The organism is Bradyrhizobium sp. 2S1 (genome assembly GCF_011516625.5).
Classification (GTDB): Bacteria; Pseudomonadota; Alphaproteobacteria; order Rhizobiales; family Xanthobacteraceae; genus Bradyrhizobium; species Bradyrhizobium septentrionale.
In genome coordinates this window covers 2,062,035-2,081,342 of record NZ_CP147717.1, presented here as the reverse complement: position 1 = coordinate 2,081,342, position 19,308 = coordinate 2,062,035, and the positions used below count along the sequence as shown (strand labels likewise).

At 64.8% G+C, this 19,308-nt stretch carries 16 protein-coding genes and 1 pseudogene; 6 read left to right on the top strand and 11 right to left on the bottom strand.

The window, feature by feature from the left end; all coding sequences use genetic code 11:
- Positions 1–100 precede the first annotated feature (100 nt).
- Complete coding sequence (locus tag HAP54_RS09945) at positions 101–646, bottom strand: carboxymuconolactone decarboxylase family protein (protein ID WP_166299656.1); 546 nt, start codon at positions 644–646, stop codon at positions 101–103.
- A 168-nt stretch (positions 647–814) separates the two neighbouring features.
- Here HAP54_RS09945 and HAP54_RS09940 point away from each other — a divergent pair, with 168 nt between their 5' ends.
- Positions 815–1,999 carry an acyl-CoA dehydrogenase family protein gene (locus tag HAP54_RS09940; protein WP_166299654.1) on the top strand — a complete coding sequence of 395 codons (1,185 nt, stop codon included), beginning with the start codon at positions 815–817 and terminating at the stop codon, positions 1,997–1,999.
- Between the two features lie 133 nt (positions 2,000–2,132).
- Positions 2,133–3,271 (top strand): annotated as a pseudogene (locus HAP54_RS09935) (acyl-CoA dehydrogenase family protein).
- A 176-nt stretch (positions 3,272–3,447) separates the two neighbouring features.
- Here HAP54_RS09935 and HAP54_RS09930 read toward each other — a convergent pair.
- From HAP54_RS09930 to HAP54_RS09890, 9 genes are all read right to left on the bottom strand, one after another.
- The gene (locus HAP54_RS09930) at positions 3,448–4,485 is read right to left on the bottom strand and encodes an amino acid ABC transporter substrate-binding protein (RefSeq protein ID WP_029083602.1); all 1,038 of its coding nucleotides are present in this window, start codon (positions 4,483–4,485) and stop codon (positions 3,448–3,450) included.
- 48 nt (positions 4,486–4,533) lie between these two features.
- Positions 4,534–5,127: a L,D-transpeptidase gene (locus HAP54_RS09925; protein WP_166299653.1), complete on the bottom strand. Its 594-nt coding sequence runs from the start codon at positions 5,125–5,127 to the stop codon at positions 4,534–4,536.
- Between the two features lie 169 nt (positions 5,128–5,296).
- Positions 5,297–5,425 (bottom strand): DUF2474 domain-containing protein, encoded by a 129-nt coding sequence (locus tag HAP54_RS09920; RefSeq protein WP_156928837.1) that lies wholly within the window; start codon positions 5,423–5,425, stop codon positions 5,297–5,299.
- A complete protein-coding gene (gene cydB / locus HAP54_RS09915) occupies positions 5,425–6,435 on the bottom strand; it encodes a cytochrome d ubiquinol oxidase subunit II (RefSeq protein ID WP_166299651.1) in 1,011 nt (336 codons plus the stop codon). The genes HAP54_RS09920 and cydB overlap by 1 nt, the downstream gene beginning before the upstream one ends.
- On the bottom strand, positions 6,432–7,838 hold the full coding sequence (locus HAP54_RS09910; RefSeq protein WP_166299650.1) for a cytochrome ubiquinol oxidase subunit I: 1,407 nt from the start codon (positions 7,836–7,838) through the stop codon (positions 6,432–6,434). Before HAP54_RS09910 ends, cydB begins: the two co-directional genes overlap by 4 nt.
- A gap of 231 nt (positions 7,839–8,069) precedes the next feature.
- Positions 8,070–8,648, bottom strand: a complete 579-nt coding sequence (locus HAP54_RS09905; protein ID WP_166299648.1) for a thioredoxin family protein — start codon at positions 8,646–8,648, stop codon at positions 8,070–8,072.
- 18 nt (positions 8,649–8,666) lie between these two features.
- A complete protein-coding gene (locus tag HAP54_RS09900; RefSeq protein WP_166299647.1) occupies positions 8,667–9,362 on the bottom strand; it encodes a cytochrome c biogenesis CcdA family protein in 696 nt (231 codons plus the stop codon).
- 413 nt (positions 9,363–9,775) lie between these two features.
- On the bottom strand, positions 9,776–10,387 hold the full coding sequence (locus HAP54_RS09895; RefSeq protein WP_166299645.1) for a sigma-70 family RNA polymerase sigma factor: 612 nt from the start codon (positions 10,385–10,387) through the stop codon (positions 9,776–9,778).
- A 245-nt stretch (positions 10,388–10,632) separates the two neighbouring features.
- Positions 10,633–11,700, bottom strand: a complete 1,068-nt coding sequence (locus tag HAP54_RS09890; protein WP_166299643.1) for an acyltransferase family protein — start codon at positions 11,698–11,700, stop codon at positions 10,633–10,635.
- Positions 11,701–11,912: 212 nt separating this feature from the next.
- On the opposite strand from HAP54_RS09890, the gene hrpB reads away from it, so the two are divergent.
- The 4 genes from hrpB (at position 11,913) to HAP54_RS09870 (ending at position 18,661) form a co-directional block, all read left to right on the top strand.
- Positions 11,913–14,447 carry an ATP-dependent helicase HrpB gene (gene hrpB / locus HAP54_RS09885; protein ID WP_166299641.1) on the top strand — a complete coding sequence of 845 codons (2,535 nt, stop codon included), beginning with the start codon at positions 11,913–11,915 and terminating at the stop codon, positions 14,445–14,447.
- A gap of 393 nt (positions 14,448–14,840) precedes the next feature.
- Positions 14,841–16,307 (top strand): NCS1 family nucleobase:cation symporter-1, encoded by a 1,467-nt coding sequence (locus tag HAP54_RS09880; protein ID WP_175619399.1) that lies wholly within the window; start codon positions 14,841–14,843, stop codon positions 16,305–16,307.
- Positions 16,308–16,497: 190 nt separating this feature from the next.
- Positions 16,498–17,010, top strand: coding sequence for a TIGR02281 family clan AA aspartic protease (locus tag HAP54_RS09875; protein ID WP_224741310.1), 513 nt, complete (start codon positions 16,498–16,500; stop codon positions 17,008–17,010).
- A 151-nt stretch (positions 17,011–17,161) separates the two neighbouring features.
- The gene (locus HAP54_RS09870; protein WP_166299640.1) at positions 17,162–18,661 is read left to right on the top strand and encodes a phosphomannomutase/phosphoglucomutase; all 1,500 of its coding nucleotides are present in this window, start codon (positions 17,162–17,164) and stop codon (positions 18,659–18,661) included.
- 145 nt (positions 18,662–18,806) lie between these two features.
- Here HAP54_RS09870 and HAP54_RS09865 read toward each other — a convergent pair whose 3' ends face one another.
- Entirely contained in the window at positions 18,807–19,307 is a 501-nt protein-coding gene (locus HAP54_RS09865) for an Lrp/AsnC family transcriptional regulator (RefSeq protein WP_024578797.1), read from the bottom strand.
- Position 19,308: the final 1 nt, after the last annotated feature.

The following is a 19,308-nucleotide window of genomic DNA, read 5'->3' as shown; positions in this document are numbered from 1 at the left end:
CGGGCAAGGCCTCAGCCCTTTGATATAGTCCGGATTTGCCGGGACCCGAGCGACTGATCCGGAAACGCAGCGTTTCCGCAAGCGCCATCCTTGGCGCAGCCTATGCGAGCTCGGACAGTTCGCCGCCAGGCAGCTCGAACTCGAACGTGTTCAGCGTCATCGACACCATCGTGTAATAGCCGCAGAGGCCGATCACCTCGACCAGGCCACGCTGGCTCAGCACCTCGACCGCTTCGTCATAGAGCGGCTTCGGCAGGCCGTGGCCCTCGTGCAGCGCCTTGGCGACGTCGTAGATCATCCTGGCCTTGGGATCGTCGAAGGTCGGCGTCCGGCGCACGCGGATGTCCTCGATGATCTTCGGATCGAGGCCGCCCTTCAGCGCGAGGCGCTTGTGGGCATACCATTCGTAATGCGCGGTCCAGTGCCGCGCGGTGACGAGGATCGCGATCTCCGACAGCTTTGGCGGAAAGATCGTGTCGAAGCGCAGCACCTCGCCGAGCCGCGTGGCATGCCGCGCCATCTCCGGGCTGTTCAGCCAGGCCATCATCGGCGCCGGTGGCGCGCCGCGCTTGCCGGCAATCGACTCGTCGTAGGTTTCTTTCTGGGCGGCGTTCATTTCGCTAGGCGAAAGCAGCTTCAGCCGCATGTCCGTTTCCTCCTGTTTTTCAATCGTTACCCCGTCTCGCCGATACACCCGATCACGCGAAGTGACCACCGACGCCAGAGCATGGCGCGGCCGCAAGCCATATTGAATTCGGCGGCCGCGCAGGTCTAAGGTCGATTCCAATTCGTCGAATTTGACTGGAAACGCACCATGGCTGACCTCGAGAAATTCCGCGCCGAGACCCGCGCCTGGCTGGAGCAGAATTGCCCGGCGGAGATGCGCAAGCCGATGACCTCGGATGGCGACACCTTCTGGGGTGGCCGCAACACGAAATTCTCGTCCGACGCGCAGCGCGTCTGGTTCGAGCGGATGCGCGACAAGGGCTGGACCGTGCCGCATTGGCCGAAGGAATATGGCGGCGGCGGCCTCGATGGCGAGGAGGCCAAGATCGTGCGCCAGGAGATGGCCGCAATCGGTGCGCGGGCGCCGCTGACCTCGTTCGGCATCTCGATGCTCGGGCCGGCGCTGTTGAAATACGGCACCGAGGAGCAGAAGAAGGAGCATCTGCCGAAGATCACCGCGGGCCTGATCCGCTGGTGCCAGGGCTATTCCGAGCCGAACGCCGGCTCCGACCTCGCCTCGCTGCAAACCCGCGCAGTCGGCGATGGCGACGACTACATCATCAACGGCCAGAAGATCTGGACCTCCTACGCCAACTATGCCGACTGGATCTTCTGCCTGGTGCGCACCGATCCGGCCGCGAAGAAGCATGACGGCATCAGCTTCATCCTGTTCGACATGGCCTCGAAAGGCGTGTCGACCAAGCCGATCCTGCTGATCTCGGGCTATTCGCCGTTCTGCGAAACCTTCTTCGACAATGTCCGCGTGCCGAAGTCGCATGTCGTCGGCACCGTCAATCCCGGCTGGGATGTCGCGAAGTACCTGCTGCAGCACGAGCGTGCGATGATCTCGGGCATGGGCGAGCGCGGCGTCGGCCGTCCCCTCGGCCAGATCGCCGCCGACTCTGTCGGTGCGGACGCGCAAGGGCGGCTCGACGATGCGCAGCTGCGCAGCCAGATCGCGAGCTTCGAGGTCGACGAGGCCGCGCTTGCCGCGGCTGCGGAACGTGCGGTCGATCTCGCCAAGGCGGGGCAATCGCATCCGGCGTTCTCCTCGGCGATGAAATATTACGGCACCGAGCTCAACAAGCGGCGCTACGAGATCCTGATGTCGGCGGGCGGCATCGACGCGCTGGAATGGGAAAGCGATCGCTCCAAAGGCGGCGCCCGTCCGCGCGCCTGGCTGCGCACCAAGGCGAACTCGATCGAGGGCGGCACCTCGGAGGTGATGCTCGGCATCGTCGCCAAGCGCATCCTCGATCTGCCGGGGGCATAGTTGCTTGTCGTCGTTCCGGGGCGGCGCGAAGCGTCGAACCCGGAACCTCGAGATTCCGGGTTCGATGCTGACGCATCGCCCCGGAATGACGAACTCAGGAATACTTGCTTCGAACGTTAGATCGGATCCATCCATGGCCCTCATCCTCACCGAAGAACAATCCATGCTGCGCGACAGTGCGCGCGGCCTCATCAGCGACAAGGCGCCGGTGGCGCATCTGCGCTCCTTGCGCGACAGCAAGGATACCACCGGCTTCTCGCGCGAGCTCTGGACAACGTTTGCGGAGATGGGCTTCTCCGGCCTGCTGGTGCCGGACCAGTTCGGCGGCAGCGGGCTCGGCTGCGTCGAGGCCGGCATCGTGATGGAGGAGATCGGCCGCACCTTGATGCCGTCGCCGTTCCTCGCGACCTCGGTGCTTGCGGTGTCAGTGCTGTCGCGCGGCGGCAGCGAGGCGCAGAAGGCGCAGCATCTCCCGAAAATCGCCGACGGCTCGCTGCTCGCGGCGCTCGCGATCGACGAGGGTGCAAAGCATCGCCCGCTGCAGACCAGATTGCAGGCGACGCGCTCCGGCAACGGCTTCAAGCTGTCCGGCGACAAGGCCTTTGTGGTCGACGGCCACACCGCCGATCTTCTGATCGTGGCCGCGCGCAGCGCGGGTAGCGCCGGCGAGAAGAACGGCCTGACGCTGTTCCTGGTCGATCCGAAGGCGAAGGGGCTCGCGATCGAGCGCACCGCGATGGTCGATTCGCACAACGCGGCGCGCATCGTGTTCGACAAGGTCGAGGTCAATGCCGACAGCGTGCTCGGCGAAGTCGATCAGGGCTTTGGGCTGCTCGAGGGCGTGCTCAATATCGGCCGCGGCACTGTGGCGTCCGAAATGGTCGGCTTGAGCGAAGAGGTGTTCGGCCGCACCGTGACCTACCTCAAGGAGCGCAAGCAGTTCGCAAGGCGATCGGCGAATTCCAGGCGCTGCAGCACCGCGCCGCCGAGCTCTACATCGATATCGAGATCACCCGCGCCGCCGTGCTGAAGGCGTTGCAGGCGCTTGACGCAGATCTCGACAAGGCGGGCAATGCGGTTTCCGTCGCCAAGGCGCGCGCAGGGACGACCGCTACGCTCGCCGTCCAGGAAGGCGTGCAGATGCATGGCGGCATGGGCATGACCGACCAGTTCGACATCGGCTTCTTCATGAAGCGCGCCCGCGTCTGCCAGGAGCTGTTCGGCGACAGCAATTTCCACGCCGACCAGCTGGCGCAGGGCAAGGGGTACTGAGCCGACGCGTCGTGGTCGCCGCGCAACACACTGTCATCGCCCGGCTCGACCGGGCGATCCAGTATTCCAGAGACGATTGTTATTGAGCGGATGGGCCGCGGCGTACTGGATCACCCGCCTTCGCGGGTGATGACAGTGAGAGTGCGGTGACAGCGGTGGCCAAGCCGCGCTGTCGATCAACGGATCGGCGGCGCGTACTGGACGCCGCCGGCGTTCCAGAGCTGGTTCATGCCGCGCGGGATTTTCAGCCTGGAGTCGGCGCCGACGTTGCGGTCGTAGACCTCGCCGTAATTGCCGACATGCTTGATTATGCGCACGGCCCAGTCCTTGGTCAGGCCGAGATCCTCGCCATAGGCGCCCTCGGTGCCGACCAGCCGCATCACCTCCGGCTTCTTCGACTTCAGCGCCTCGTCGATATTCTTCGAGGTGATGCCGAGCTCCTCGGCGTTGATCATGGCGTAGAGCGTCCACTTCACGATCATCATCCAGTCGTCGTCGCGCAGCCGGACCACCGGCGCCAGCGGCTCCTTGGAGATGATGTCGGCCAGGATCGTGTGGTCGCTCGGCTTGGAGAGGTTGAGCCGCAGCGCGTAGAGCTGCGAGGCGTCCGACGTCAGCGTGTCGCACTGGCCGGAATCATAGGCCTTCACCACATCGTCCAGCTTGTCGAACTTCATCTCCGTGTACTTCATGTTGTTGGCACGGAAATAGTCGGCGAGGTTGAGCTGCGTCGTGGTGTTGGACTGCACGCAGACCTTGCTGCCGTTCAGGTCGAGCGCGGAATCGATGTTGCGCGCGCGGGGCAGCATGAAGCCCTGGCCGTCATAATAGGCGACCGCCGGGAAATAGAGGTCGTAATTGGTCTCGCGCGACATGCTCCAGGTCGAGTTGCGCGACAGGATGTCGACCTTGCGGTTCTGCAGTTCCTTGAAGCGCTCGCTGGCGTCGAGCGGGACGAACTTCGCCTTCGACGGATCGTCGAAGATCGCCGAGGCGACCGCGCGGCAGAAATCGACGTCGAAGCCGGTCCAGTTGCCCTTGTCGTCGGGGATCGAGAAGCCCGGCAGGCCCTTGTTGACGCCGCACAGCACGTCGCCGCGGCGCACGGTGCGCTTCAGCGTGCGGGTGTCGTAACGCTCATAGGTGATGGCGGCTGCCGCAACCAGCACGGCGACCGCGAGCCCGATCGTCAGGCCGCCTCGAAATGTACGCATGGGTTCTCTCTCGCGAGTGATCGGGGGAAACGGGGCGGATATCGGACGCTACAGTTCGGGCTTCTGGCGGATGATCACCTTGGTGCCGACGGGAACGCGGCTATAGAGATCGGCCACGTCGTTGTTGACCAGGCGGAAGCAGCCGGAGGAAACGGCGGTGCCGATGGTGTCGGGCCGGTTGGTGCCGTGGATGCGATAGACCGTGGTGCCCAAATACATCGCGCGCGCGCCGAGCGGGTTGCCGGGGCCGCCCGCCATGAAGCGCGGCAGATAGGGCTGGCGCGCGATCATCTCCGGCGGCGGCACCCAGTCCGGCCACTCGGCCTTGCGGGTGATGCTCACCAGGCCCTGCCACGTGAAGCCCTCGCGGCCGACGCCGATGCCGTAGCGGAGCGCGCGGCCATTGCCCTGCACGAGGTAGAGATGGCGTTCGGCGGTGGCGACAATGATGGTGCCCGGCGCCTCGTTGGTCCGGTAATACACCACCTGCTTCTGCCATTCCGGATCGAGCTCGTAGCTGTCGTCGGCGACCAGGCCGGGCTCGTCGGCATCGGGGCGGCTCTGGGCGAAGCCTTGCGACGTCGACAGCACGAGTGCGCCCGTGGCGATCAACATCCAGACCAGGTGACGAAGTTTCGTCATGCAAAGCTCTCCTTGTTGGCGCGCAGCCAATGGTTGCTCGACCCCAAATCGCGGCAGCATCAAATCTGAGCGGCAGCTTGATGGCAAGTTTAGGGCGGGCGTCACACTATATCACTGTAATGCTTCTGTTTTTTGTCATTGCGCGCCGGGATGTGCCGCGCCATCCGCCTCATTTCGGCGCAATCCAGAGTCGCAACGCGAACGAGATCACTGTGACCGTGCCGACGCCGCCGAGCCAGAGCGCTGCGAACCACAACAGGCGCTGGCCGAGCGGCCGTTGATTCGGGGCCTGCGGCATCAGTGGTATCCGTGGCCGGGCCGCACCTTGCCGCGGAACACCCAATAGGCCCAGGCGGTGTAGCCGAGGATCAGCGGCACCAGGATCGAGACCCCGAACAGCATGAAGATCTGGCTGTTGGCCGGCGCCGCCGCCTGCCAGATCGTGATGCTCTGCGGCACGATGTACGGGTACATGCTGATGCCAAGCCCGGCATAGGACAGTGCGAACAACGCCAGTGTCAGGAAGAACGGCTGGTGGTCGTTCTTGTTGCTGAGCGCGCGCAGCAGCAGCGCGGTGGCGGCGGCGACCGCGATCGGCACCGGCGCGGTGAGGATGATGTTGGGCCAGGCGAACCAGCGCTGGGTGTACTGCACGGCCAGGAACGGCGTTGCGATGCTGACCGCGCCGATCGCGCACAGCATCGCGATCAGCAGGATCCAGCTCAGGTGATAGGCGCGGTCGCGCAACTCGCCCTCGGTCTTCATCACCAGCCAGGTCGCCCCCAGCAGCGCGTAGCCGATCACCAGTGCGATGCCGGTCAGGACGCTGAACGGCGTCAGCCAGTCCCACCAGCCGCCGGCATATTGGCGTCCCTCCACGTGGATGCCCTGCAGGATGGCGCCGAGCGCGATCCCCTGCGCGAGGGGCGCGACCAGCGAGCCGCCGGCGAAGGCGAGGTCCCATTTGTTGCGCGCCTTCTGGGTCCGCCAGCGGAATTCGAAGGCGACGCCGCGGAACACGAGGCCGAGTAGCATCGCGATCATCGGTGTATAGAGCGCCGGCATCAGCACCGCATAGGCCAGCGGAAACGCCGCCATCATGCCGCCGCCGCCGAGCACCAGCCAGGTCTCGTTGCCGTCCCACACCGGCGCCACTGTGTTCATGATGACGTCGCGGTCGGCCTTTTGCGGAAACACCGGAAACAGGATGCCGAGGCCGAGATCGAAGCCGTCCATCACGACATAGACGAACACGGCAAACGCGATGATGAAGGCCCAGATCGTGGTGAGGTCGATGGGAATGCTCATCGCGCACCCTCCACGACAGCGCCCGCGGCCGGCGTGATGCCGGCGGCGCGGGCGGGAATATCTTTTGTCGGGCCCTGTTCGCCGGGATGCGGCGGCTGCGCCATCAGCCGCAGGATGTAGATCACACCCGCGGTGAACACGGCGAAATAGACGATGATGAAGGCAATCAGCGAGGAGCCGACCGCGGGCGCCGCCAACGGCGACACCGAATCCGCCGTGCGCAACAGCCCGTAGACGGTGAAGGGTTGCCGCCCGGTCTCCGTGGTGATCCAGCCGGCGAGCACCGCGATGAAGCCGGCCGGGCCCATCAGCACCGCGAAGCGGTGCAGCAGCGGCGACTGGTACATCATGCCGCGCCAGCGCATCAGCAGGCTGAGCAGGCCGAGCCCCAGGATCAGGAAGCCGAGCCCGACCATGATGCGGAACGACCAGAAGGTGATCGGCACCGGCGGCCAGTTTTCACGCGGCACGGTGTCGAGGCCGGCGAGCGGGGCGTCGAGCGAATGCTTCAGGATCAGCGACGAGAGCTTCGGCACCTCAATCGCATATTTCACCTTCGCTTCGGCCTGGTCGGGCCAGCCGAACAGGATCAGCGGCGCACCATCCTTGTGGCTCTGGTAGTGGCCTTCCATCGCCATCACCTTGGCCGGCTGATGCTCCAGCGTGTTGAGGCCGTGCTGGTCGCCGGCGAGGATCTGGATCGGCGCCACCAGCGTCGCCATCCACATCGCCATCGAGAACATGACGCGCGGGCCGGCGAGATGCTGGTCGCGCAGCAGGTGCCAGGCGCCGACTGCGCCGACCACGAGCGAGGTGGTGAGATAGGCCGCCAGCACCATGTGCACGAGGCGATAGGGGAACGAGGGATTGAAGATCACCTTGAGCCAGTCGGCTGCGACGAACTGGCCATCGGCATTGACGGCATGGCCGGTCGGCGTCTGCATCCAGGAATTGGCCGACAGAATCCAGAACGCCGAGATCAGTGTGCCGATCGCGACCATCAGGGTCGCCAGGAAGTGCAGCCTTGGGCCGACGCGCGACAGCCCGAACAGCATCACGCCGAGGAAGCCCGCCTCGAGGAAGAACGCGGTCAGGACCTCATAGGCCATCATCGGGCCGATCACCGGCCCGGTCTTGTCGGCAAAGGACGACCAGTTGGTGCCGAACTGGTAGGACATCACGATGCCCGAGACCACGCCCATGCCGAACGCGACCGCGAAGATCTTCAGCCAGTAATTGAACAGGTTGATGTAGACTTCGCGCTTGGTGGCAAGCCACAGCGCTTCCAGCACCGCGAGATAGCTCGCAAGCCCGATCGAGAATGCGGGAAACACGATGTGGAACGACATCGTGAAAGCGAATTGCGCGCGGGCGAGTACGACCGCATCCCAGCCTTCGAACATGATCCACCATTTGTCGCCGACCTGACGTGGACCTTACCACGCCGGATGTGACGACGACACAGGGCGGATTGTCCAAAGCGCGATGAGATCGGACGGCAACGTCACCGCGCTTTGGCCTGCTGTTTGATGCGCTAGAGCTTCGGTTCTGATTGAATCAGAACCGAAGCTCTAGATTCTTGTTTTGCCGCGTTTTCTTCACGCGAACCGGTGTCCACTTTGCTCGAAAACGCTCTAGCTGTTGGCGTTGAGCAGCCGGGCGACGGTGCGGTCGATCTCGTCATACCGCCCCTCGCCGGCGTGCTGGAAGACGATCTTGCCGTTCTGGTCGATGATGTATTGCGCCGGCCAATACTGGTTGCCGTAGGCGTTCCAGGTCTGCGAATTGTTGTCCTGCGCCACCGGATAGAGGATGCCGTGCCGCTTCAGCGCTGCCTGCACGTTGGACGCCGAATGCTCGAACGGGAATTCCGGGGTGTGGACCCCGATCACCACGAGGCCGCGGTCCCGGTACTTTGAATAAAGTTCGGTGACGTGCGGCAACGTGTTGACGCAGTTGACGCAGCCATAGGTCCAGAAGTCCACCAGCACCACCTTGCCGCGCAGGTCGGCGAGTTTCAGCGGCTTCGAATTGAACCAGTTGCTGATGCCGGTGAATTCGGGCGCGGTCTGGCTCTGTTCGGCGGTCATCGCCGCGGCCACCGGCACCGCTTTCGCAGGCGTGTCGAACTCCGAACAGAGGCCGGGGATGACGGCGCCGCCCAGGCCAAGGGCGCTAACGAGGGCCGATACAGCAAGCAAGCGCACGGGCATCGATATCTCCTGTGGGGTTCAGAGGCCGATCTGGCCGTTGGGATAGAACTGGGTCAGCCACGCCACGATCAGCGTGTCGTATTGCAGGTAGGACAGCGCAGCGAAGCCGATGATCACGACGCCGAAGCCCTGCTGCAGGCGCGGCGCGATCTGCGCCATGCTGCGCACGCGGGTGGTGACGGCTTGGCCGCCGTTGGCAATCGCGAGCATCGGGATCGCGGCGCCGATCGCGTAGGTGACGAGCTGCAGGCTCGCCCACGCCGTATCCGTCGAGGTCGCGACGATGGTCAGGATCGAGCCGAGCACCGGTCCGGCGCAGGGCGTCCACACCAGGCCGAGCGTGCTGCCGAGCACGAAGCCGCCGAACAGGCTCTGTGACGGCGCAGCCTGGCCGACGCCGTAAGCAGCACCGCTGAGCCGGATCGACAGCCATTCGAACGGCGCCGGCCAGATCATCAAGAGGCCAAAGCCGGCGAGCAGGACGGCTGCGCCGGTGCGCAGCACATTCGGATCGAAATCGAACGCACGCGTGATCGCGCTCAGCAGCAATGCCACCGCAGAGAATGACATGACGAAGCCGAGCGCGATCACCGCAGGCCGCGCCTTGCGGGTCTGGCCTATCGATACCCCAAGCAGGATTGGCAGCATCGGCAGGGTGCAGGGGGCGGCGACGGTGGCGACACCGGCAAGCAGGGCTAGGGCAAGGCTGAGCATCGTCGTCCGTCCATCAGAACTCCCGGCGCGCCAGAGGGCCATGCCGGGTACGCCTGATGGTCTTCGCGAGGACGGTCTGCCCGTTACGGCTGAGCCGTCGCGGATGACGTCACGTCCGTGTGAGACGAGGCGCGTTCGGCATCACGACGCCGCGCCAAAAACAGAGCGACCCGGCTGGGGGGCATCCCGGCCGGGTCGTTGGAGGCTACTTGGGAGGTTGGAACTAGAGAAGCGTCGAAACTCGTTGAGCTGGTAGTGGTTGGGGTTGCGTCGTTGGATATGGGTATAGAGATCGGGTTTTTCCGGGTGATGTCGTCGATTGTTTCAATTGTTTCGTCGCCTGACTTTTTCGGCTTCGTCGACAATTGCCCGAATCGCGCGATCTCCTGATAAGTGTCTGAATTTGCGTTAGATTATGCCGCGACGCTGTCCACGCCGGCACCCCTGAGGAGGTCGGCGAGCTGCTTGCGGGCATAGAACATGCGGGTTTTCACCGTGCTCTGCGGGATACCGATGATCTGCCCGGCCTCCTCGACCGACTTCTCATGGTAGTAGACCAGGTTGATGATCTCGCGGTGGGCCGGCGACAGCTTGGCGACGCAGGCGCGCAGGATCTCGCTGGTGGTGGCGCGATCGAGCGAGGTTTCCGGCGTGTCGGCGCCATCGGCGATCTCCAGCACATCGTCCTGGTCGATATCCTCATGCTTGCGCTGGCGCAGCGCGGTCAGCGCCTTGAAGCGGGCGATCGACAGCAGCCAGGTCGAAACCTGCGAGCGGCCCTCGAACTGGGCCGCGGTGCGCCAGACGTCCAGGAACACCTGGCTGACCAGGTCCTCGGCCATCGTGGCGTCGCGGACCATCCGCAGCACGAAGCGGTAAACCCGGACATTGTGACGGGCATAGAGCGTGTGCATCGCGGTGCGGTTATTCTTCGCGATACTCGCGAGCAGCATTTCATCCGAGGTCGCGCGGGCAGCGTCGATATGCTTCTTGGCTGCAGTGTTGATGGCGATGACGTTCGGCATGACAGGCTCCCAATTCGCCGTTAGGCGGCGGTTCGTTAGGAGAATTGTTAGTTACCGCCCGTTTCCGGATGTCTGCGCGAAAAGCGGAAAATGGTTTCGTGACCGGGAGAATTGTTTCGTCGGCGGTCCGACGACGAAACATTCGGGGCCAAAAAGCCAGTAATTTCAATGCGCGGAAAATTCGGGCGGCTGGAATCGCCCCTGTCGGAACGAATCCGGCCCATGACTTTTGGCACTATTCGGGCCTATTCGGCCGCTTGCAAAGCGGGCGCTGCCTTTTTCGGGGCGATCCAGAACGCATCGGGCCGTTCGAACAGGAAATTGGCCCGCGCCGCCAGCGCCAGCCGCCAGATCAGGAGCGAACCGGCGACGCCGACCGCGGTCACGATCAGCGAAACCAGGCCGATGTCGTGGATGACCTCGAACCGCAGCAGAAGGGTGCGTGTCGCGGCCATCGGCAGGAAGAAGGCGAGATAGATCACGATCGAATGCTCGCCGCAGAAGCGCAGGAAGCCGAGCCAGTGCGCGCGCGCCAGCAGCGTGCCGGTCACGATGATCGCGCAGGCGCCGGCAAAGCCGAGCGCCAGCGAGACGATCGGCCATTCGCTGATATCGAGCGCAACCAAGCCGCCATTGATCGATGCCCAGAGACCAAGTCCGAGCAGGGCAAGCGCGGGCTGCGCGCGCGCGCGGTCCGACAACGCGAACACATAGCTGGCGAGGACATAGCCCGTGTAGAAATAGACGAAGCGGGCGCAGAACTCGTCGATCACGGTCCAGCCGGTCGTGACATGCGCCGACTCCAGCAATGCTGCGATCAGCCAGATCACGAGCGGGTGGACGTTGCGCGTCAGCTTGGTGACGACGAAGAAGATCGGCAGCAGATAGATGAACCACAGCGTGCCGAACGGCTCGATGAAGGATTCGAGATACGTGAACCCGACCTGGGCCCAGCCCGCCTCGGCGGCCAGCGACGGTGCCTTGAAGCCGAACTGGATCGTCACCCACAGCACGTAGAAATAGGCGAAGTGCATCACCTTGCGGTCGAGATAGGTGCGCCAGTCGCGGTCGATCACGACCGACAGGAACAGTCCCGAGATCAGGAAGAAGTCCGGCATCCGGAACGGCTTTGCGAACATCACGACATAATGCATGAAGCCGGTCTGGTCGGCGGCCTTCTCGACCCCCAGCACCGAGTGCATCATCACGACCATGATGATGCAGATGCCTTTGGCATAGTCGACCCAATCGACGCGCGCGCCCACGTTCCCGGCGGAACGATCTGTCGCAGCTGCTGTGCCGTTTGTGGTCATCCTTGTCCTGTTTCGGCGTGATCGTACCTATCATCGGCCCGATCTGTTGCTTTCTCCTTTACTCATACAAATGATGTGCCGCCGAACCCGGCCTTTCCCCGGTTCCCTGCAACAGGCGAATGGTCTAAGAGGCCCAGTGTTCCGAAAGGGACCAGAGACGTTCGTTAACCACGGGTCGCAGGCCGTCCCAGCCGCTGCCGCGATGAAAGTCCTTGCCGCGCCATTTCGATAGCCCGCTGCCGATCGACGCCGTGCTCGATGAGCTCGACCGCACGCTCGATGGCCACAATGCCGCAGTGCTGGTCGCCCCGCCGGGCGCCGGCAAGACCACGCGCGTGCCGCTGGCCTTGCTCGACGCGCCCTGGGCCAAGGGCAAGAATATCATCGTGCTGGAGCCGCGCCGCATCGCTGCGCGCGCCAGCGCCGAGCGAATGGCGAAGACGCTCGGTGAGCGCGCCGGCGAGACCGTCGGCTATCGCGTGCGCTTCGGCTCAAAGGTATCGCGCGCGACGCGGATCGAGGTCGTCACCGAGGGCATCTTCTCGCGCCAGATCCTCGACGATCCCGAGCTCGACGGCGTCGCCGCGGTGCTGTTCGACGAATTCCACGAGCGCTCGCTCGACGCCGATCTCGGGCTGGCGCTGGCGCGCGACGCGCAAACCGGCCTGCGCGAGGATCTGCGCATCCTTGTGATGTCGGCAACGCTCGACGGCGCGCGGGTCGCAAGGCTGCTCGGCGATGCGCCTGTTGTAGAGAGCGAGGGCCGTGCCTTTCCGGTCGAGACCCGTTATGTCGGCCGCAAGGTGGACGCGCCGCTGGAGCGGCAGATGGCGGAGACGATCGCAACCGCGCTGCGCGCCGATGCCGGCTCGGTGCTCGCCTTCCTGCCGGGCGCGGCCGAAATCCGCCGCACCCAGACCTTCCTCGCCGAGCGCGTGCACGATGCGTCGGTCGAGATCGTGCCGCTGTTCGGCGCGCTCGATGCGAGCGTGCAGGATCGCGCCATCGCGCCGGCGCCGAAAGGCATCCGCAAGGTGGTGCTGGCGACCTCGATCGCCGAGACCTCACTGACCATCGAGGGCGTGCGCATCGTGGTGGATTCCGGCCTGGCGCGTGTGCCGCGCTACGAGCCTGACATTGCGTTGACCCGGCTCGAGACCGTGCGGGCTTCGCGCGCGGCCGTCGATCAACGGCGCGGCCGCGCCGGCCGCATCGAGCCCGGCGTCTGCTACCGTCTGTGGGACGAGCCGCAGACCGCGTCGCTTCCGGCCTACACCGCGCCCGAGATCCTCTCCGCCGACCTGTCCTCGCTGGTGCTCGACCTCGCGCAATGGGGCGTCAGCGATCCCGGCAGCCTTGCCTTCCTCGATCCGCCGCCGGGGCCAGCGCTGAAGGAAGCGAAATCGCTGCTGTCAGAGCTCGGTGCGCTCGACGGCGACGGCCGCATCACCGAGGAGGGCAAGAGCCTGCGCGCGCTGGCGCTGCCGCCGCGGCTGGCGCGGATGATCGTGGATTCCGCCCGCCTCAGTGCAGGCGAGGAAGCGGCCGAGATCGCCGCGGTGCTGACCGAGCGCGGGCTCGGCGGCGACAGCGTCGATCTCGACCACAGGCTCGACCAGTTCCGCCGCGACCGTTCGCAGCGGGCATCGAGCGCGCGCAGCATGGCCGAACGCTGGGCCTCGCAGGTGGAGAGGTCTGAGAGACTTTCTTCTCCCTCCCCCCTTGCGGGGGAGGGCCGGGGATGGGGGCCCGCAAAGGTAGTGTCTGTCGATCGCGGCGATCTCTCCACCGGCGTCATGCTTGCCTTCGCGTTCCCGGATCGCGTCGCCAGGAACCGCGGCAATGGCAGCTTCGTGCTGGCCAATGGCCGCGGCGCCGCGGTGGAGCAGACCGTGGCGCTGGCGCGGCTGCCCTATATCGCGGTCGCCGAACTGACCGGTACGGCCGCGAGCGGCCGCATCCTGCTGGCGGCGCCGATCACCCAGGACGAGATCGAGCAGCGCTTCGCCGACCAGATCGAGACCATGGAAGAGGTGACGTTCGACCGCGGCGCGATGGCGCTGCGCGCGCGGCGCAGGCGCTCGCTGCATGCGATCACGCTGTCGGAAGCGCCGATGTCGCTGCAGCCATCGGCCGAGACCGCGCGCATCTTCGCCGACGGCCTGATCGCGGCGGGCCTCGACCGGCTGCCGTGGTCGAAGCATTCGAAACAGTGGCGCGACCGAATCATGTTCCTGCGCAAGGCCGAGGATGAGAGCTGGCCCGATCTGTCGGACACCGCGCTCGCCGCGCGTGCCGGGGACTGGCTGGTGCCTGCGCTGTACGACAAGACCGCGCTGAAGGATTTGTCCGCCGGCGATCTGTCCGATGCGCTGATGGCGCTGCTGCCGTGGGAATTGCGCGCGCGGCTCGACCGCGAGGCGCCGACGCATTTCGAGGCGCCGACCGGAACGCAGCTTGCGATCGATTACGAGGCCGAGCAGGGCCCGACCATTGCGGTACGGTTGCAGGAGCTGTTCGGGCTCAACACCCATCCCTCGATCGCCAAGGGCGCGGTGCCGCTGGTCTTGGAACTGCTGTCGCCGGCGCAGCGGTCGGTGCAGGTGACGCGCGATCTGCCGGGTTTTTGGCGCGGCAGCTATGCCGCTGTCCGGTCCGACCTGCGCGGCCGCTATCCGCGCCACCCCTGGCCGGAAGATCCCGCCAGCGCGATGCCGACAAGACGCGTGAAACCGCGCGGCACGTGAATCTCTGCGCCATAGGCATGATGAAGTTAGGTTGAGCTGGAACGGCGTCGAAAGTTCACCTCTCCCTTGGGAGAGGTCGATTTGCGCAGCAAATCGGGTGAGGGGTTACGGTCTATCGGGAGAGCGAGAGCCCTCACCCGGATTGCTTCGCAATCCGACCTCTCCCCGACGGGGAGAGGTGAACCGAAAGCGCGGCAAGCCGATTCAACCAAAACTCATCCTGCGCAAGCGCGTTGCGTTTGTCGCGCCGCGCAACGTTTCGCGTTGTTGCGCGAGAACGTCGGTCTCAGCTTTTTTCCGGATGATGCTTGATCGGTTGCGCTGGCGAGCGTCGACAAACGGTGGTTAGATTTGCGCGCCGGGATCACGGGCTCGCACTTTGGGGACGCTGCCATGGACTTCAAGAACCTGGAGATCAAGAACGCATCGCCGTCGCTCTACAACGAAGACCTGGCGCCGGCCAGGGAACGCAACTGGGGCGCCTTCAGCATCTTCAACGTCTGGACGTCGGACGTGCACAGCCTGTGGGGCTACTATCTCGCCGCCAGCCTGTTCCTGCTCTGCGGCAGCTTCGTCAATTTCATCCTGGCGATCGGCGTCGGCTCGCTGGTGATCTTCGTGCTGATGAGCCTGATCGGCAATGCCGGCGTGCGGACCGGCGTGCCCTATCCGGTGCTGGCGCGCGCCTCGTTCGGGGTCTGGGGCGCCAACATTCCGGCGCTGGTGCGCGCCATCGTCGCCTGCTTCTGGTACGGCGCGCAAACCGCGGCGGCCTCGGGTGCGATCGTCGCGCTGCTGACGCGCATCGACAGCTTCAAGGCATTCCACCAGTCCAGCCACATGCTCGGCCATTCCACGCTCGAGGTGATCTGCTTCGTCGTGATCTGGGCGCTGCAGCTCCTGATCATTCAGCGCGGCATGGAAACGGTACGCCGCTTCCAGGACTGGGCGGGGCCCGCGGTGTGGCTGATGATGCTGATCCTCGCGGTCTATCTCTGCATCGCGGCTGGCGGCATCTCGCTCACCGCGCCGATCCCGCAGGACGTGCTGCTGGAGAAGACCAAGGAAGCCGGCGTGCCCGGCGTGCCCGGCTCTTTCCCGGCGCTCTGCGCCGTGGCCGCGACCTGGATCACCTATTTCGCCGCGCTTTATCTCAACTTCTGCGACTTCTCGCGCTATGCGCCCGACGTGCACGCGCTGCGCAAGGGCAACATCTGGGGGCTGCCGGTCAATCTGATCCTGTTCTCGCTGGTCGCCGGCGTCACCACGATCGCGGCGTTCAACGTCTATCACGAGGTGCTGCTGCATCCTGACCAGATCTCGGCGAAGTTCGACAGCTGGTTCCTGGCGCTGCTCGCTGCGGTCACCTTTGCGGTCGCAACCCTCGGCATCAACGTCGTCGCCAATTTCGTCTCGCCGGCGTTCGATTTCTCCAACGTGTTTCCGCGGCATATCGACTTCAAGAAGGGCGGCTACATCGCGGCGCTGATCGCGCTGGCGCTGTATCCGTTCGCGCCCTGGGAGGGCAACGCCGCCTCGTTCGTCGGCCTGATCGGCGCGACAATGGGGCCGATCTTCGGCATCATGATGGTCGACTATTATCTGATCGCCAAAGGCCGCGTGAACGTGCCGGCGCTGTATCAGGAGAACGGCGAATATCGCTTCCAGAACGGCTGGAATGTCAGCGCGCTGATCGCAGCCGCCATCGGCGCGCTGTTCTCGTCGGTGCTGCCGAACTTCACCTCGATCCTGCCGGCGTGGTGGGCGGTCTATGGCTGGTTCTTCGGGGTCGGAATCGCGGGCGCTGTCTACTACGCGCTGCGCGTTGCGATGCCGAGCCCGGTTGCCAAGACGGCCTGAAAGTCGGCCTGAAAGCCGGCAAAATCCTTCCGTGAGAGGCGGCCGATGGCGTTTGGCCGCCTCTCACGGGCCGGCATTAACTCTTCGCTCATCCTTTTCGCCAAAATGGCAGCCTCGCGCTGCCGCGCTTGCTCGCGGCGGGGCGTGCGGCGTGGTGAAATTGCGTGTTCGGTTTTCCGAGTATGGTGTCATGCGTAACCTGATGATTTTCGCGGCCATCCTGATCGGGCTGGGCACCTTCATGGCCCAGATGGCCAGCAAGATGTCGCCCGCCGCCGCGACCACCGCAAAGCAGACCATCGCCCCCGCCGTCACGGTGGCGCAGGCCAGCTCCCGCACGCTCAGCATTGCGCCCGATCCCCGCGGCCATTTCGCCACCGACGGCCGGATCGATGGCCAGCGCATCAACTTCATGGTCGACACCGGCGCCTCCGTGGTGGCCCTGAACGAAACCTCGGCCGCCCGCTTCGGCCTGCGTCCGGTGCCGGGCGATTACACCTCGCGCGTCACTACCGCGAACGGCACCATCAAGGCCGCGCGTGCCCGCATCGCCATGATCGAGCTCGGCGGCCTCACCGTGCGCGACGTCGACGCCCTGGTGTTGCCGGACGAGGCGCTGTCCGAAAACCTGCTCGGCCTGTCCTTCCTGTCGAAGCTGAAGCGCTTCGAATACGCCAACGGCAAGTTGTTGCTGGAGCAATAAATCCAGCCCTTTCGGGGTATCCGCGGCGACCCGATATCGCCGCCATTTCCGCCGTAATTGTCGGCCACCAGCCGCAGTCTCAGCTTTCGCCCGGCCTGCGCATTCGCTAAAGGCTGCGGCGATACCCTCTGCATGACCATAAGGCCGATCCATGTTTCCCAAGCCGAAATCCGCGCTGGTTCCGAACACCTATGCCTTCGAATCCGAGCCGATGGTGAAGCCGACCGGGTTTCGCGAATACGACGCGCGCTGGCTGTTCAACAAGGAGATCAATCTGATGGGCGTGCAGGCGCTGGGCATGGGGCTCGGCGCGCTGATCGCTGAGCTCGGCGTCAAGCAGGAGATCGTCACCGGTCACGACTTCCGCGGTTATTCCGCCTCGATCAAATACGCGCTGATCTCGGGCCTGATGGCGGCGGGCTGCAAGGTGCACGACATCGGGCTCGCGGTGACGCCGATGGCCTATTTCGCTCAGTTCGATCTCGACGTGCCCTGCGTCGCGATGGTCACCGCCTCGCACAACGACAATGGCTGGACCGGCGTCAAGATGGGCGCCAACCGCCCGCTCACCTTCGGCCCCGATGAGATGACCCGGCTGAAGGAGATCGTGCTCGACGCCGCGTTCGACAACAAGACCGGCGGCTCCTACCAGTTTCACGAGAATTATCCGGCGCGCTACATCGCCGACCTCACCAACCGGCCGAAGCTGAAGCGTAAGCTGAAGGTGGTGGCGGCCTGCGGCAACGGCACCGCGGGCGCGTTCGCGCCGCAGGTGCTGGAGGCGATCGGCTGCGAGGTGATCCCGCTCGACACCGAGCTCGATCACACCTTCCCGAAATACAATCCGAACCCGGAAGACATGGCGATGCTGCACGCGATCCGCGATGCGGTGCTGGCGCACAAGGCTGATGTGGGTTTGGGCTTCGACGGCGACGGCGACCGCTGCGGTGTGGTCGACAACACCGGCGAGGAGATCTTTGCCGACAAGGTCGGCGTCATGCTGGCGCGCGATATGTCGGCGATCAACCCGAATGCACAGTTCGTCGTCGACGTGAAGTCGACGGGGCTGTTCGTGACCGACCCTGTTTTGCAGAAGCAGGGCGCGAAGACGGTCTACTGGAAGACCGGTCATTCCTACATGAAGCGCCGCACCAATGAGCTCGGCGCGCTCGCCGGCTTCGAGAAGTCCGGCCACTTCTTCTTCAACAAGCCGTTCGGCCGCGGCTATGACGACGGCCTGGTGTCGGCGATCGCGATCTGCGAGATGCTCGACCGCGCCCCCGGCAAGTCGATGGCCGACCTGAAGGACGCGCTGCCGAAGACCTGGTCGTCGCCGACCATGTCGCCGCATTGCGCCGACGAGGCGAAATACGGCGTCGTCGATGCTGTCGTGAAGCACTTCGAGACGCTGCAACAGAAGGGCGCGCAGGTCGCGGGCCAGAACATCCGCGATCTCGTCACCGTCAACGGCGTCCGCGTCACGGTCGAGGACGGCAGCTGGGGCCTGGTGCGCGCGTCCTCGAACAAGCCCGAACTCGTCGTCGTGGTGGAAAGCCCGGTCAGCGAGCAGCGCATGCACGACCTGTTCGAGGCGATGGATTCCGTGCTGCGCACGCATCCCGAGGTCGGCGAGTACAATCAGAAGATTTGAGCGCGCTGCGAGCGGCAAATTGGATTGTCATCACCCGCGAAAGCGGGTGATCCAGTATTCCAGAGACGGTAGCGATTGAACCGAGAGGCCGCGGCGTACTGGATCGCCCGGTCAAGCCGGGCGATGACAGTTGAGAAGGTGGTGCTTACGCCGCCGGCACCGGCAGCGCCGTCACCGACTTGATCTTCTCCATCGCAAAGCGCGAGGTGACGTTCTTCAGCGGCACCGCCGAGATCAGCTTCTTGTAGAAGACGTCATAGGCCTGCATGTCCGCGACCACGACGCGCAGCATGTAGTCGACATCGCCGGCCATCCGGTAAAACTCCATCACCTCGGGCATGGCGCTGACGGCATCGGCGAATTTGCGCAGCCAGGCCTCCGAATGGTCGGCGCTCTCGACCGAGACGAACACGGAAATCCCGAGCCCGATCTTGTTCTGGTCGACCAGGGCGACGCGGCGCAGGATGACGCCGTCGGCTTCCAGCCGCTGGATGCGCTTCCAGCACGGTGTCGAGGACAGCCCGACCCGGTCGCCGATCTCGGCGACGGAGAGCGAGGCGTCCTCCTGCAGCACGGTCAGGATCTTGCGGTCGATCGCATCGAGGCGGCGGTTGTTGTCATGAAGCTGAATGGCGACATCGGTCATA